General features: G+C 57.5%; 13 protein-coding genes. 8 read left to right on the forward strand and 5 right to left on the reverse strand.

The genetic code is table 11. The annotated features are described in order from the left end of the window. Positions 1 to 40 precede the first annotated feature (40 nt). From BEQ56_09105 to BEQ56_09135, 7 genes are all read left to right on the forward strand, one after another. Positions 41 to 406 (forward strand): lactoylglutathione lyase, encoded by a 366-nt coding sequence (locus BEQ56_09105; GenBank protein ID AOH43616.1) that lies wholly within the window; start codon positions 41 to 43, stop codon positions 404 to 406. A 116-nt stretch (positions 407 to 522) separates the two neighbouring features. Continuing rightward, positions 523 to 1386, forward strand: a complete 864-nt coding sequence (locus tag BEQ56_09110; protein ID AOH43617.1) for a phosphate ABC transporter substrate-binding protein — start codon at positions 523 to 525, stop codon at positions 1384 to 1386. A gap of 52 nt (positions 1387 to 1438) precedes the next feature. After that, positions 1439 to 2308, forward strand: coding sequence for a phosphate ABC transporter permease subunit PstC (locus BEQ56_09115; protein ID AOH43618.1), 870 nt, complete (start codon positions 1439 to 1441; stop codon positions 2306 to 2308). Continuing rightward, positions 2305 to 3183: a phosphate ABC transporter, permease protein PstA gene (locus tag BEQ56_09120; protein AOH43619.1), complete on the forward strand. Its 879-nt coding sequence runs from the start codon at positions 2305 to 2307 to the stop codon at positions 3181 to 3183. The genes BEQ56_09115 and BEQ56_09120 overlap by 4 nt, the downstream gene beginning before the upstream one ends. Before the next feature lie 33 nt (positions 3184 to 3216). Then, complete coding sequence (locus BEQ56_09125) at positions 3217 to 3966, forward strand: phosphate ABC transporter ATP-binding protein (protein ID AOH43620.1); 750 nt, start codon at positions 3217 to 3219, stop codon at positions 3964 to 3966. Beyond that, positions 3966 to 4634: a phosphate transport system regulatory protein PhoU gene (locus tag BEQ56_09130; GenBank protein AOH43621.1), complete on the forward strand. Its 669-nt coding sequence runs from the start codon at positions 3966 to 3968 to the stop codon at positions 4632 to 4634. The genes BEQ56_09125 and BEQ56_09130 overlap by 1 nt, the downstream gene beginning before the upstream one ends. Positions 4635 to 4780: 146 nt before the next feature. After that, positions 4781 to 7531, forward strand: coding sequence for a pyruvate, phosphate dikinase (locus BEQ56_09135; protein ID AOH43622.1), 2751 nt, complete (start codon positions 4781 to 4783; stop codon positions 7529 to 7531). A 150-nt stretch (positions 7532 to 7681) separates the two neighbouring features. On the opposite strand, the gene BEQ56_09140 is transcribed toward BEQ56_09135, so the two are convergent. Continuing rightward, entirely contained in the window at positions 7682 to 9406 is a 1725-nt protein-coding gene (locus BEQ56_09140; protein AOH43623.1) for a uridine kinase, read from the reverse strand. A gap of 108 nt (positions 9407 to 9514) precedes the next feature. Here BEQ56_09140 and BEQ56_09145 point away from each other — a divergent pair, with 108 nt between their 5' ends. After that, positions 9515 to 10084 (forward strand): hypothetical protein, encoded by a 570-nt coding sequence (locus BEQ56_09145; GenBank protein AOH43624.1) that lies wholly within the window; start codon positions 9515 to 9517, stop codon positions 10082 to 10084. Between the two features lie 77 nt (positions 10085 to 10161). Here the strand turns inward: BEQ56_09145 and BEQ56_09150 are convergent, their stop codons facing one another. The 4 genes from BEQ56_09150 to BEQ56_09165 form a co-directional block, all read right to left on the reverse strand. Further along, entirely contained in the window at positions 10162 to 11427 is a 1266-nt protein-coding gene (locus BEQ56_09150) for a hypothetical protein (protein AOH43625.1), read from the reverse strand. 9 nt (positions 11428 to 11436) lie between these two features. Further along, on the reverse strand, positions 11437 to 12291 hold the full coding sequence (locus BEQ56_09155) for a pyrroline-5-carboxylate reductase (GenBank protein ID AOH43626.1): 855 nt from the start codon (positions 12289 to 12291) through the stop codon (positions 11437 to 11439). Continuing rightward, positions 12288 to 13190, reverse strand: a complete 903-nt coding sequence (locus BEQ56_09160; protein AOH43627.1) for an SAM-dependent methyltransferase — start codon at positions 13188 to 13190, stop codon at positions 12288 to 12290. Before BEQ56_09160 ends, BEQ56_09155 begins: the two co-directional genes overlap by 4 nt. 140 nt (positions 13191 to 13330) lie before the next feature. Then, positions 13331 to 14647 (reverse strand): hypothetical protein, encoded by a 1317-nt coding sequence (locus tag BEQ56_09165; GenBank protein AOH43628.1) that lies wholly within the window; start codon positions 14645 to 14647, stop codon positions 13331 to 13333. Between the last annotated feature and the right edge of the window lie 17 nt (positions 14648 to 14664).

Consider the following 14664-nt stretch of genomic DNA (forward strand, 5'->3'; position numbering starts at 1 on the left):
CGGGTATAATGATAAGGAAGCAAGCCGACAGGAGCGAAAGATGTTTACATTTGCGCATTTCAACTTTAACGTTTTTGACCTTGATCAAAGCCTGAAATTCTATCGCGAGGCGTTGGGACTGACGCCGATTCGCGAGAAAACCGCCGGCGACGGTTCGTTCAAAATCGTCTTTCTGGGCGACGGCGTAACCGGGTTTGAGCTCGAGCTGACCTGGCTCCGCGACCGCGCCGAACCGTATAACCTCGGCGATCTCGAATATCATCTGGCGCTTACTGCCGACGACTATGACAATGCCTACGCGAAGCATAAAGCCATGGGCGTCGTCTGCTACGAGAATCCAGGAATGGGAATTTATTTTATTTCTGATCCGGACGGATACTGGATCGAGATCGTCCCGAAACGGTAAACGCCGGCGTATTTTTATAAAAGTTTTTTACAGCCTGCTCCGCGCCCTTTACAGGAATGCGTCATCCTGTCTCCGAGGAGATAAAAACGCATCGATTATTAAAGGAAAGAGAAAGCATGAAAAAGAGGCCGTATGTCGTTTTTCTGGCAGCCCTGATCGGTTTAATCGCCGCGGTCGTCAGGTTTGGCTGTGAGCCCGGCGATCCATTCGAAATCGCCGTCATTTCGCGGGAAGACGGATCGGGAACGCGCAGCGCCTTCGTCGAGCTGACCGGCATCGAAGAAACGGACCCCAACGGGGAAAAGATTGATCAGACGACCGTCGAAGCCATCGTCGCTAATAACACGAACGTCGTCATGACGACCGTCGCCGGGAATCGCTGCGCAGTCGGTTATATCTCGCTCGGGTCGCTGAACGAAACCGTCAAGCCGCTGAAAATCGACGGCGTCGAAATTTCCGTCGAATCGATACATTCGGACGAATATAAGCTTGCGCGCCCGTTTACCGTCGCGTACCGGGGCGAATTATCCGAGACCGCGCGTGACTTTCTTGATTTCGTCCTGAGCGACGCCGGCCAGGCCGGCGTCGCGTCGGCGAAATATGTTCCTGTCTCGTCCGGCGATTACCGGACGGACGGCGGGCGAAGCGGTAAGATCGTTATCGGCGGATCCTCGTCGGTCGCGCCGGTCATGGAAAAGCTTAAGGAAGCGTATCGCGCGCTGAACCCCGGCGTCGAAATCGAAGTCCAGCCGTCCGACTCAACGACCGGCGCGCTCAACGCGATCGAAGGGATCGTCGACCTGGCGATGGCGTCCCGGGAACTGAAAGGATCGGAACGCGAAGCGCTGACCCCGGTCGTGATCGCCCGGGATGGTATCGCCGTCATCGTGCATCGCGACAACCCGATCGAATCGATCACGCTCGCACAGCTCAGGGCCGTTTTCACCGGCGAGCTGCTGAGCTGGAACGAATTTGAATAAACCGGCCGGCGGACGGTCGGGTCCGCAGCCTTCAGGAGATGAAGAAAAACCCATGAACCTTCGGAAAGCTTTTTTCGATAAAGAATATCGGATGCGGATCGTTTTCCTGATCTGCGCGTTGGCGTCCATTCTCGCCGTCCTCCTGATTTGCGTCTTCCTTTTCGCGAACGGAATACCGGCGATCGCGGAAATCGGCCCGCTCGAATTCCTGTCTGGAAGGACCTGGAAACCGTCCAACGATATTTACGGAATTTTCCCGATGATCCTCGGGAGTATCTACGTAACCGCCGGAGCGATCGCCGGCGGCGTCCCGATCGGGATTCTGACCGCTCTCTTTCTGGCGCAGTTCTGTCCAAAGCCGTTGTACCGCGGTTTAAAGCCAGCCGTCGAACTCCTCGCCGGGATCCCTTCAGTCGTTTACGGCTTCTTCGGGATGGCCGTTCTTATCCCCAGAATCCGCGCCACGTTCGGCGGACATGGGAACAGCCTCCTCGCGGCGTCGATCCTGCTGGGAATCATGATCCTCCCGACGATTATCAACGTCAGCGAAGCGGCGATCCGCGCCGTTCCGAAAAGCTATTACGAAGGCGGTCTGGCCTTAGGAAGCTCGCATGAGCGGACCTGTGTTTTCGTCCTGCTGCCAGCCGCGAAATCCGGCGTCATGGCGAGCGTTGTCTTAGGAATCGGACGCGCCGTCGGCGAAACGATGGCGGTGATCATGGTCGCCGGGAACCAGGCGCGCGTCCCGAAAGGACTGCTGAAAGGACTGAGAACGTTGACCGCCAATATCGTCATTGAAATGGGTTATGCCGCCGGGCTCCATCGCGAAGCGCTGATCGCGACCGGCGTCGTCCTCTTCGTCTTCATCCTGATCATCAATCTCAGTTTTTCGCTGATCAGCCGGAAGGACCGGTCCGCATGACAGCCGCGCCGCCGCAAATCAACCGCCGCAGCTTCGCCGGTCAGCTCCGCACATATCAAAAAGATCCGCTTTCCGGCGCAATCGCGTTCCTGATCTGGACCGCGGCGGCGCTGACAATCAGCGCGCTGGTCGTTATACTCGGCTATATCCTGATCCGGGGCGTTCCCAGGCTGACGCTCAGCCTTTTCGCCTTCGAATACAATTCTGTCAACGTCTCGCTGACGCCAGCGCTGGTTACGACCATCCTGCTGACGCTGCTCGCGCTGATCATCGCGGTCCCGCTCGGAATTTTCGCCGCGGTTTACCTGGTCGAATACGCAAAGCGCGGGAGCCGGCTGGTAAAGATCATCCGGCTGACCGCCGAAACGCTCTCCGGAATCCCTTCAATTATTTACGGTTTATTCGGGATGCTTTTCTTTGTGTCCTTCCTGCGCTGGGGATATTCGATCCTCGCCGGGAGCTTCACGCTGGCGATCATGATCCTCCCTCTCGTCATGCGCACAACCGAAGAAGCGCTGATCGCGGTCCCGGACTCCTATCGTGAAGGCTCGTTCGGGTTGGGAGCGGGAAAGATGCGAACTATTTTCGTCATCGTGCTGCCGTCCGCGGTTCCCGGAATCTTAGCCGGCGTGATCCTGAGTATCGGACGGATCGTCGGCGAATCCGCCGCGCTGCTTTACACGGCCGGATCCGTCGCCGCAATTCCGAAAAGTTCCCTTTCCTCGGGACGCTCGCTCGCGGTTCATATGTACCTGCTGGCGACGGAAGGCATCTACGTCGATCAGGCGTACGCGACCGCTGTCGTCATCATCGTTTTGGTCCTGGGATTGAACCTGATCTCGTCTTTTCTCGCCGGAAAGCTCGCGAAGGTCTAAGCCGCGGAAATTTCAAGGAAGGAACGAAGCCGCATGGAAAAAATTCTGGTCGAAAATCTGGACCTGTTTTACGGAAATTTTCAGGCGCTGAAGAATGTCAGCCTGCCGATCCAGGCCAACGAAATTACCGCGTTTATCGGCCCGTCCGGCTGCGGAAAGTCGACGCTCCTGAAAACGCTGAACCGGATGAACGATTTAGTCGAAGACGTCCGAATCAGCGGGAAAATCATGCTGGACGGGGAAGATATTTACGGGAAGATGGACGTCAACCTGCTGCGCAAGCGCGTCGGCATGGTCTTCCAGAAGCCGAATCCGTTCCCGATGAGCGTGTACGATAACGTCGCGTACGGCCCGCGGACGCATGGCATTTCGGGGAAGGCACGCCTGGACGAGATCGTCGAAAAATCGCTCCGGGACGCCGCGATCTGGGACGAGCTGAAGGACCGGCTGAAAAAAAGCGCGCTGGGAATCTCAGGGGGCCAGCAGCAGCGTCTCTGCATCGCGCGAGCCCTTGCGGTCCAGCCTGAGGTATTATTAATGGACGAACCAACGTCGGCGCTGGACCCGATTTCGACGTCAAAAATCGAAGACCTGGCGATCGAATTGAAGGAAAAATATACGATCGTCATCGTGACGCATAACATGCAGCAGGCCGTCCGCATCTCGGACAAAACCGCATTTTTCCTTCTCGGGGAAATCGTCGAATACAATGAAACCGAGCAATTATTCTCGATGCCTGAGAATAAGAAAACCGAAGACTATATCACCGGGAGGTTTGGATAATGCGCGTTCATTTTACCGAGCAGATGAACTTATTGAGCGCCGAACTGACGCGGATGGGCGGACTCTGCGAAAAGGCGATCCTGAAATCGGCGAATTCGCTCCTGAATTCCGATCCCTTCCTGGCGCACGAGGTCATTTACCTGGACGGCGAAATCGACGAGAAGGAAAACGAAATTGTCAGCTTATGCTATAAGCTCCTGCTCCAGCAGCAGCCAGTCGCGTCCGATTTACGCCTGATATCCGCCGCGATGAAAATGGTCACCGATATGGAACGGATCGGCGATCAGGCGGGCGATATCGCCGAAATCGTCCGCAGCGGTCATACGAAAAAATTCGAAAGCAAAACCAGCCATATCAAAGAAATGGCGCGCGCGACGATCGACATGGTCAACGGCGCGATTACCGCCTTCGTCCGCCGCGATCTCGAACTGGCGCACGCGGTCATCGCTTACGACGATATCGTCGACGACCTTTTTGATACGGTTCGCAACGACCTGGTCGAGACGATCTCTTCAACGGCGGATCCCGACGGGCGTCAGGCAATCGGCGAAACCGCGATCGACCTGCTCATGGTCGCGAAATACCTTGAACGGATCGGGGACCACGCGGTCAACATCGCCGAATGGGTCGAATTCTCGATCACGGGGAAACAGAAAGAAACGAGATAACGGCGATGAGGAATGATCCGCGTTTTCCCGCGTTTTCTCTCTTAAGTTCCGTGAATCCCGCGGAAATTCTTCGCCGCGTATGGTAAAATTCAATCAATCAAATAAATTCAAGAAGCTTTCAGCAGAAAACTCCCGGAGGTCATGGAATGAGTGAAAAAAAATGGGTTTATCTATTCAGCGAAGTCCAAAAGGCTGAAGCGTACTGCGGCGGCGTTTGGGACAATGTCCGCGGTCTGTTAGGCGGGAAAGGGGCGAACCTCGCCGAAATGACGCGGATCGGCGTTCCCGTTCCGGCCGGTTTTACGATTACGACGGAAGCCTGCAACGAGTATTCGAAAACGAAAGAATTCCCGGCGGGCATGTGGGACCAGGTCGTGGCTGCAATGGCCGAGACCGAGAAGCAGACCGGCAAAAAATTCGGCGACAGCGAAAACCCGCTGCTGGTCAGCTGCCGTTCCGGTGCGAAAGAATCGATGCCGGGCATGATGGATACCGTTTTGAATATCGGGCTGAACGACGTGACCGTCGCTTCGATGATCAAGCTGACGAACAATCCGCGTTTCGTTTACGATATTTATCGCCGCCTGCTGCATATGTTCAGTTCGGTTGTTCTCGAAATCGCCGATGAACATTTCGAAAACCTGCTGCTTCAATATGAAGCCGAGAAGGGCTATAAGGTCGACACGGAAATGACCGCCGAGGACTGGAAATTTATCTGCGACGAGTACAAGCGCATCGTCATCCTCCAGTACGGGAAAGAATTTCCGCAGGATCCCGTCGAACAGATTCGCCTGGCCACCATCGCCGTCTTCAAATCCTGGATGGGGAAACGCGCGATCGACTATCGCCGCGCTGAAAATATCCCTGACTCGCTCGGAACCGCCGTCAATATCTGCACGATGGTCTTCGGGAACTACGGCGACGACTCCGCGACCGGCGTCGCCTTTACCCGCGACCCGATCGACGGGACGAATAAAATGTTCGGGGAATACCTGATCAACGCCCAAGGCGAAGACGTCGTCGCCGGCATCCGGACCGGAAGCAAGATCGAAGCGCTCAAGGACGCCATGCCCAGCGCATACGCCGAATTCATGGATATCACCGACAAGCTCGAAAAACACTATAAAGACATGCAGGACGTCGAATTCACGATCGAACGCGGCAAGCTATGGATGCTCCAGACGCGGAACGGGAAACGCACCGCGAAAGCCGCCGTCTCGATCGCTGTCCAGATGGTCAACGAAGGGCTGATCGATAAGGTCACCGCGGTCAAACGCGTCACGACCAAACAGGTCGACGCGCTGCTCCATCCGCAGTTCGACAACAACGTCCTGAAGAAGACCGAACCGGTCGCGATCGGCGTCAACGCCTCGCCGGGCGCGGCCGTCGGCCGAATTTATTTCGACGCCGACCTGGTTGTTGAAATGAAAGAAAAGGAAAATCAGGATTGTATCATGGTCCGCCCGTTCACGAAGCCGGACGACGTTCACGGCATGCTCTCCGCCAAGGGAATCCTGACCTCTGAGGGCGGCGCCACCTCGCATGCAGCCGTTGTCGCCCGCCAGTTCGGCGTCCCCTGCGTCGTCGGCGCGGCCTCGATCCAGATCGACATGGACAAGCGCACGATGAAAATCGCCGATCGCATCTTCAGGGAAGGCGATTGGATTTCGGTCGACGGTTCGACCGGGAAGATCTACGACAGCCGTATTCCGGTCGTCGTTCCCGATATTTCCGAAATGGAAGACCTGAGCCAGCTCCTGTCCTGGGCGGACGAAATCGCCGACCTCGAAGTCTGGGCGAACGCGGATTACCCGAGCGACGCCGAACGCGCCCGTTCTTTCGGCGCGAAGGGGATCGGCCTCTGCCGAACGGAGCACATGTTCTTCGACCAGGAACGCTTACCGATCGTTCAGCGCATGATTCTGGCGAAGGACGTTGAGGACCGCGTCGAAGAACTGAATAAGCTGCTTCCTTTCCAGCGCGGCGACTTTGCGGGGATCTTCGTCGCCATGTCCGGCTATCCGGTTATTATCCGCCTGATCGATCCGCCGCTGCATGAGTTTCTCCCGTCCGCCGTCGGACTCGAAGAAGAAATTATCAAGAAACGCCTCGACAATCTGGCTGACTACGTCTCCGGTAAGCCGCAGAGCAAGGAAATCCAGCGCCTCGTCGACCTGAAAGCCGAGGTTGAGAAGCTGCATGAATCCAACCCGATGATGGGGCTGCGCGGCGTCCGCTTATCGATCATGATCCCACAGATCGTCGAAATGCAGGTCCGGGCGATTATCGAAGCCGCCTGCGACGTTAAGAAACGCGGATTCGAACCCAAGCCGGAAATCATGATCCCGCTGACCGGGCATGTTAACGAGCTCAAGACGATCCAGCCGAAGCTGGAATCGATCGCCAAAGAAGTCATGAAGGAACAGGGCGTCGAAGTCGAGTACCTGTTCGGTACAATGATCGAGATCCCGCGCGCCGCAATGACCGCCGGAGAGATCGCCGGAGTCGCCCAGTTCTTCTCGTTCGGGACGAACGACCTGACCCAGATGACGTTCGGATACAGCCGCGACGACGCGGAACATTCGTTCCTGATCCCGTACGTCGAAAAAGGCATCCTTCCGACCAACCCGTTCCAGGAATTGGACCGCGACGGCGTCGGGAAGCTGATGCGGATTGCGATCGAAGACGGCCGCGCCGTCCGACCGGAACTGAAAGTCGGTATCTGCGGCGAACATGGCGGAGACCCGAGCTCGATCGAATGGTGCCATCTGATTGGAAACGACTACGTCAGCTGCTCGCCGTTCCGCGTCCCGATCGCCCGCCTCGCCGCCGCGAAGGCCAAGATTGCCACGCCGCATCCAGCCGCGAGGAAACTGACGGTCGATAAGCCGCTCTGATCGAAAACCTTATACACTGAATAAAAAGGAAGCTCCGCGAAAATCGGAGCTTCCTTTTTTCGAGAGGATTTCCATGCCGCTCTCGCGGACAAGCTGAGCCAGTCGAAAGTCCTCCTTTTCCAAACGTTCCTCCGCGTCGCCGGATCGGAGTCAATCCGAATTCCCTTTCCAGACGGAGAAATTCTTCAAGTTTGAACCGCCGACAAACTCGGCTAAAATCGAATTCGCGGGAATCAGTTCAACCGGGAGCGGCAGCACCCACGCCAGGAACGACAGCAGCCGTTTCGCCTCGATATACTCGATCGACCCAAACGTCACCTGACGCAGCGCCGTCTCGGCGAACGGTTTCAGCGCCGAAAGTTCGTAAACGAGCGAAGAATTCACATACGCGTCAGCGAACGCCTGGTAGGGAAAAATATGCTTGTCTTCGCCGGCGCGAACCGACGCCCAGCGCTTAATCGTCTCCTCGGCCGAATAACCGCGTTCGCGATAGTCTCGGACAACCCGGCGGATCAGGCGGTTATCCACCGTTGAAACCCGATTGTACCGGTCGACGTTCAGCTGCGTCAGCGGAGAGATATAAATCTGAAATTTCTGCGCCTTGGGGATCCCGGGAAGGAGCCGCGGGTTCATTCCGTGAATCCCTTCAAGGATAATAATCTGGTCCTCGTGGATCCGGACGGTTCGCCCGGGTTTACTGATTCCATCTAAAAAGTCGTAACGGGGAAGCTGGACCTCCCCCCCATCGATCAGCCGGTGAATACAGTCGTCCATCAGCGGCAGATTCAGGTTCTCCACCGCCTCAAAGTCATACTCCCCATTTTCATCACGCGGACTCTGCGCCCGATCGATAAAGAAATTGTCCATCTCGATCGGCACCGGAGAAATCCCATGAACCAGAAGCTCGATCGAAAGTCGTTTCGAAAACGTCGTCTTTCCTGAAGAAGACGGCCCGGCGATCAGGATGACTCTCGGACGCGGATCCATGTCCGCAATCCGCTGCGCGATCTGTGAAAAACGTTGGCTATGGAACGACTCGCTGACGAGAATGACCTCCTGGATCCGGCCTTTCTCGATCGCGTTATTCAGCGATCCAATCGATCCGATCCCCAGCTTCGTCAGCCAGTCGCCGTAAAGACGGAACTGTGAAAGGATTTTCGGATCCTCGCGAAGCGGACTGATTTCCGTTGACTTTCCGTCCTTCGGATATCGCAGGAAAAATTCGTCAGGGTTCTCCGACGGCTCGATCGCGAACCAGCGCAAATACCCGGTCGACGGGACCATATACCCGTAGTGATAATCGATATAATCGCCCAGCCGGTACATCGTCAGATAATCCTTCTTTCGATGTTTCAAAAGCTGAAGCTTTTCGGACTGGTCCTTTTCCTCGAAAATCCTCCGCGCGGATTCGATCGAAACCTTCCCGCGCTCAATCGGAAGATCCTCCGAGACCGTCTTCCGCATCTCGGACTCCAGCGCAGCGTAAAACGTCTTCGGGTCGCCAATTTCCAGCCCGCAAATCCTGCAGAACAACCCGCCGGAAACGATCGAATGATCGACCATGAGATCCGCGTCCGGGAATAGACGCTCGAACGTCGCCGCCAGGAGAAAAACGACCGATCGCCGGTAAATATTTTTTCCGTCCGAAATCGCCGTCGTTACACCTTCGATTTTCGCGTTCGATTCAAGCCGGTACGTCAACTCCCGCAGCTCATGATTCACAATCGCGCCGACCGGTTCGCGATCGAACTCGCCGCTGATCTGAGCTAAGAATTGGCCGACCGGTTCGCCTCTGGGTCCGCTGATAATTCGCCCGTCCGGAAGCTCCGCCTGTATAATACTAGAGGGCGGATGAACTTGATAAACCGGTTCCATAAAACCTCCCCGCAATCCATCATATTTCATCGTCAATGTGATGGATTGCGTTATCTATATTTTTTACGAAAGGAATCGCACGAATTGCCCACGTTCCTATTGATAACGATGATAATCGGGATTCTGCCAAGGATCGCTATCTTCATGACAACCAGGCGCTCAATTTTCTCCGATCGGCAGTGCCCGCCGAACCGCTTCGCCGTCGTCCTCGGCGCGGGGATCGAGAAAGACGGGCGACCGACGCGCGTTTTACGCGAACGGATCGAAACGGCGGTCAACCTGCTCCGCCGAGCGAACGTCAGCGCGCTGGTCCTGACCGGCGGGAATAAATCTATCTACGCGAATGAAACGGAATCAATGCGCCTGTACGCTGCCGAGCTCGGCGTTCAGAACGAAAGTATCCTGATCGATCCGGATGGATTCCGCTCGTTCGACAGCTGCGTCAATCTTCTCCCGCTGCGATCGAACCAGATAACCCTCGTCACGCAGCAGTTTCATCTTCCCCGCGCCGTCTGGATCGCGCGCCGCCTCGGGATCAACGCAATCGGCTGCGTAGCGCCGCATCACATCGAACGCTGGGACGACTTCATCCTCTGGCAGCTTCGCGAGTTTATCGCCTGCTGGCGGGCCCTGATCGACGTCCTCCGTTTTCAGCTCCACAGCCGCAAAGCAAATTGAAATTTTCCTGGACGGGAAAACCTGAAGGATCGGAACGACAAGGCAGCTTTCGCACAGCCGCCGCGGCAGAATATAACCTACGCCAGAAGGACCCCATCCTGAAGCGCCAGGATCCGTTCTTCGCTGATCCTGTTCGTCAGAGCGGTTTCGGAAGTCTTCGCAACCGCCAGATAATTATCCGTCAGTCCCCGATTCCGGTAGCCGCCTTCCGCCCTGATCGCCCCATGTTCCCAAAGGATCCTGCGCCGCGCTCCGAGCTGCGCCCGGGAAAAGGCGTCTTTCTGCGCGTCGAGCTGCGCCCTGAGCCGGGCTGAGCGTTCTTTTTTTACCTCGTTCGCGACCGGCTCCGGAAGCTTCGCCGCCGCAGTTCCCGGCCTTGGGGAAAACGGGAAAACGTGGCCGCCGCTGAACGCCGCCGCCGCCGCGAAACGAAGCGTTTCGTTAAACGCCTCTTCCGTCTCCCCGGGAAATCCGACGATGATATCGGTTGTAATTGAAAAATCGCCGCGAACGCGCCGCGCGGCCTCGATCAGCCTCAAAAAACCTTCGGGCTTCGTCCGTCGGACCATGCGCCGCAGGACGGACGGCGATCCCGATTGGAGCGGGAGATGGAAATGCGGAAGGAGGCGATCGTCTTCCCAAAGCGAGACAAAGTCCAGATCAAGGTTCCAGTTCTCAAGCGACGATAAACGGATCCGTGGAACCGACGTCTCCCGCAATATCGCGCACAGAAGGTCGGTCAGCGTTCGCTTCGGCTCGAAATCCAATCCCCACGCGCCCAAATTGACCCCGGTCAGGACAACTTCCTTCCCGCCGGCATCTTCGATCCCGCGGATTTCGCGAAGGATCGGCTCGACCGGAACCGAGCGCGCTTTTCCGCGCGCAAGCCGCGTCACGCAAAACGAACAGAAATTATCGCAGCCATCCTGAACTTTAAGGAAAAAGCGGGTCCGTCCATGCGCGTGGACCGGCGCCGGACAGATCGGGGCCGAAGACAACGCCGCGCCGGATATGAACGGCCGAAGCCGTCCGACGAGCCGGTCTTTTTCAGCGTTTGGAACAACCTGAGCGACGCCGGGAAAGCGCCTCGCCGCGTCCGCTTCGATCTCCGACCAGCAGCCGGTCACAACGATCCGCGCGTTCGGGTTCCGCGCCGCCCGGCGAATCCGCGCCCGCGAGTCGGCCGCGGCCGCCGCCGTCACCGCGCAGGTATTGATAACCACCAGATCGGCACACTCGATCTGCTGCGTAATCGTATGCCCCTGCGCCGTTAATTCCGCGGCATATCGATCTATCTCCGCCTGATTCAGGCGGCAGCCAACCGAGTCCAGATAAACGTTCAAGCCGAGCTCCTACGCCCGGATATCAAGATTCTTTTCGCGCCGAGCGCTCTCGTTCCGAAGCTGCCGCGTCCGGTCGTGGCAGGCCCACATACAGCGCGCGATCGCTGCGCGGAAATTCTCCCGTTCGAGGTAATACAGCCCCTCCGCCGTCGTCCCGCCCGGGGACGTAACCTCGTTGCGCAGCACGGCAGGATGTTCCCCGCGCGCCCTCAGGTATTCCGCCGATCCGATCAGCGTCTGCGTAACCAGCTCGGTAACCGCCTCCCGCGTCATCCCCATATGCACGCCTGTATCGATCATCGCTTCCATGAAAAGATATACGAACGCAGGGCCGGAACCGCTGATCGCGCCGATCTGATCGATCTGATCCTCGTTCCGGACCTCGACTTCGATCCCGACCTGCGCCAGGAACGAACGAACGTAGGCTTTATCCTCCTCGCTGACCGAACGGTCCGCGATCCAGCCCGAGACGCCTGAACCGATCCGAGCCGGGGTATTCGGCATGACGCGGATCAGGTTCCCCGTATTCAAATACTCCTGCAAGCGCGACAGGGAAACCCCGGCCGCGATCGAAATGACCAGCGTTTCGACGTCCAGTTCTTCCGCGATCTCTTCCATCAGCGCGTTGATATACTGCGGCTTGACCGCGAGAACGACGACCTCCGCGCCCTGGACCGCAGCTTTCGCCGAAGCCGCCGCTTTTACGCCGAACGTGTCGACGAACGGCCTGACCTTTTCCGGGATCAGGTCGTAAACCGTGACCTCCGACCCTGAACAGAATTTCTTCGTCAGGATCCCGTTAAGAATTGCGCCGCCCATCACCCCGACGCCCAATACTGCGATTTTCCTATTTTCTTTTGTCATTTTCGATCTCCCTTCCAGCGGCTGAACACCGCCATCGACAGCACTCGCCCCGAACCGTCCCGCAGGCAGACTTCCCCCTGCCGAACCGATCCGCCCAGCCCGGATAACGCCTCGCGGACGCCGTTCCCGATCGTAACCGACGACGCCTTGATCGCGTACGCCGTTACCAGCAGGAACGCCGCGTCGTCCGTCAGGATCGCGCGGCAGCCGCGAATCAGCTCTGGAAAGCTCTTATAGAACTCCCAGACCTCCCCTTTCGGACCGCGTCCGAATTTCGGCGGATCGAGAACGATTCCCTGATAGAAGCTCCCGCGGCGGGCTTCGCGCTGAACGAACTTAAGCCCGTCGTCGAGGATCCAGCGAATCCGGTCCTCCGGAACGCGGCAGGCTGCCTGATTCTCCTTTGCCCATTGGATCGCCTTCTTTGAAGCGTCCAGGTGTGTGACCTGCGCCCCAGCCGCCGCAGCGGCCATCGTCATCGCGCCCGTATACCCGAAGAGATTCAGGACCCGCGTCGGCTTCGCCCGCTCGCGGATCGTCTCCTGAACCCAGTCCCATTGGCAGGCCTGCTCCGGAAAAATCCCCAGCTGCTTCGAGTTCGACAGGCTCAGGCAAAAGCGCAGCGCCCCGTACCGAACCGTCCAGCGATCGGGAACATCGCGGAACGGAACCCAATGGCCGCCGTTTTCCTCGGCGGACGGGACGAACTCCGCGTCCGCGCGCGCCCATTCCCGTTCCGGGACCCTCGGGGACCAGACCGCCTCAGCTTCAGGTCGGATCAGCGTCACCGCCCCGAATCGCTCCAGCTTCCGGCTGCCGCCGCTGTCAATCAAAGCGTAATCGGTCCAATTCGGCGACGTCAGTAAATCCACAGACGGCAGTTCAGGCACATTTTCCATGAGAATACAGGTACATTCTTTCTTTTTCGTTTAAATATCCGAACGGCGGCCGATCCGCGCGATACAGAATAGACGATCCAGCCCCGGATAAAGTTCCATTTTCTGAAAAGATGATTTTCGGCCCCTGTTCCCACGGGTCCTCACCCCGCGGAAGCGACGTCCACCGAAAAGACCCGGCGCAGCGACGCGTCCGCATCCGCAGCCATCTTCTCGCAGTCAATCGTCAGCAGCCGTCCGTCTTCATAAACGATCCTCCCGTCGACCATCGTCAGAACGACGTCGGACGCCTGCGCGCTGTAAACGAGGAGCGCGGCGGTATCATGATTGGGGATCAGGTGCGGCCTGCGTAAATCGACCGCGATCAGGTCCGCCTTATAGCCTGCCTTCAGCGCGCCGCAGTCCGGGCGTCCCTGCGCGATCGCGCCGTTAATCGTCGCCATATCCAGAAGCTCTTCCGCACGGATCACGGTCGCGTCCCGATGAAAACCGCAGTGAATCATCGCCGCAAGATGAATCTCTTCAAACAGGTTCTGATTGTTGTTGCTCGCGGAAGAATCGGTTCCGATCGTCAGCCGCACGCCCGCGTCCAGCATCGCCCGAATCGGCATGAGGCCGCTGCCCAATTTCATATTGCTGCTCGGGTTATGAATCGGAGAAACGCCTTTTTCCCTGAAAAGTTCAATATCCTCCGGCTCAGCGAAAACGCAATGCGCCGCGATCGTCGGATTTTCAAAAACGCCCAGATCCGCGAACAGCCGCGCCGGCGTTTTCCCGTACCGCTGTTTGCAGCGGTCATGTTCCGCGGCCGTCTCGGATAAATGCAGGTGCATTCGCCCGTTCATCTCCTGGCATACCCGGGCATAGCGTTCCATGCTCTCCGGCGTGTTGGTATATTCGGCGTGAATTCCGAAGTCCGCTTTAAGCCGTCCGCCGGCGCTCTCGTCGAACGCGCGGACGAACTCGACAGATAAATTAAAGCGCGAATCGTGCGCCTGCGACCCGGTCGGATTCTCTTCCATGATCGGGAAGCTGACGTTCGCCTTGATCCCGGCGTCGATAATTTCCTGAACGTAGTCCGCCGGATAATGATACATGTCAGAAAAGCTGACGACGCCGCCGGAAAGCATCTCGGCAATCGCCAGCCGGCAGCCGATCCGCATGTCTTCTGCGTTCATTTTCGCTTCCAGCGGGAACATGCACTCGAAAAGCCACTGCTGGAGCGCCAGACCGGTCCCAACGCCGCGGAGGATCGACATCGGCGTATGCGAATGCATGTTGTACAGTCCAGGAAGAATCAGTTTCCCACTCATGTCGTGGATCGAATCCGCCGCTCCGAGGTACGGGCCCGAACCGATTTCCATAATCCGATCGCCGTCGATCGCGATATATCCGTTCTCAATCGGCCGCCAGTTTCCCGCGCCGATCAGGATCACCGCGTTTGTAAATACCGTTTTCATATGTTTCCTTTCCAGAT

The organism is Anaerolineaceae bacterium oral taxon 439, from assembly GCA_001717545.1.
Lineage (GTDB): Bacteria > Chloroflexota > Anaerolineae > Anaerolineales > Anaerolineaceae > Flexilinea.

Coding starts and splice junctions, on each gene's coding strand:
- BEQ56_09105 (AOH43616.1), top strand. CDS start 41: ATGTTTACATTTGCGCATTTCAACTTTAACGTTTTTGACCTTGATCAA.
- BEQ56_09110 (AOH43617.1), top strand. CDS start 523: ATGAAAAAGAGGCCGTATGTCGTTTTTCTGGCAGCCCTGATCGGTTTA.
- BEQ56_09115 (AOH43618.1), top strand. CDS start 1,439: ATGAACCTTCGGAAAGCTTTTTTCGATAAAGAATATCGGATGCGGATC.
- BEQ56_09120 (AOH43619.1), top strand. CDS start 2,305: ATGACAGCCGCGCCGCCGCAAATCAACCGCCGCAGCTTCGCCGGTCAG.
- BEQ56_09125 (AOH43620.1), top strand. CDS start 3,217: ATGGAAAAAATTCTGGTCGAAAATCTGGACCTGTTTTACGGAAATTTT.
- BEQ56_09130 (AOH43621.1), top strand. CDS start 3,966: ATGCGCGTTCATTTTACCGAGCAGATGAACTTATTGAGCGCCGAACTG.
- BEQ56_09135 (AOH43622.1), top strand. CDS start 4,781: ATGAGTGAAAAAAAATGGGTTTATCTATTCAGCGAAGTCCAAAAGGCT.
- BEQ56_09140 (AOH43623.1), bottom strand. CDS start 9,406: ATGGAACCGGTTTATCAAGTTCATCCGCCCTCTAGTATTATACAGGCG.
- BEQ56_09145 (AOH43624.1), top strand. CDS start 9,515: ATGATAATCGGGATTCTGCCAAGGATCGCTATCTTCATGACAACCAGG.
- BEQ56_09155 (AOH43626.1), bottom strand. CDS start 12,291: ATGACAAAAGAAAATAGGAAAATCGCAGTATTGGGCGTCGGGGTGATG.
- BEQ56_09160 (AOH43627.1), bottom strand. CDS start 13,190: ATGGAAAATGTGCCTGAACTGCCGTCTGTGGATTTACTGACGTCGCCG.
- BEQ56_09165 (AOH43628.1), bottom strand. CDS start 14,647: ATGAAAACGGTATTTACAAACGCGGTGATCCTGATCGGCGCGGGAAAC.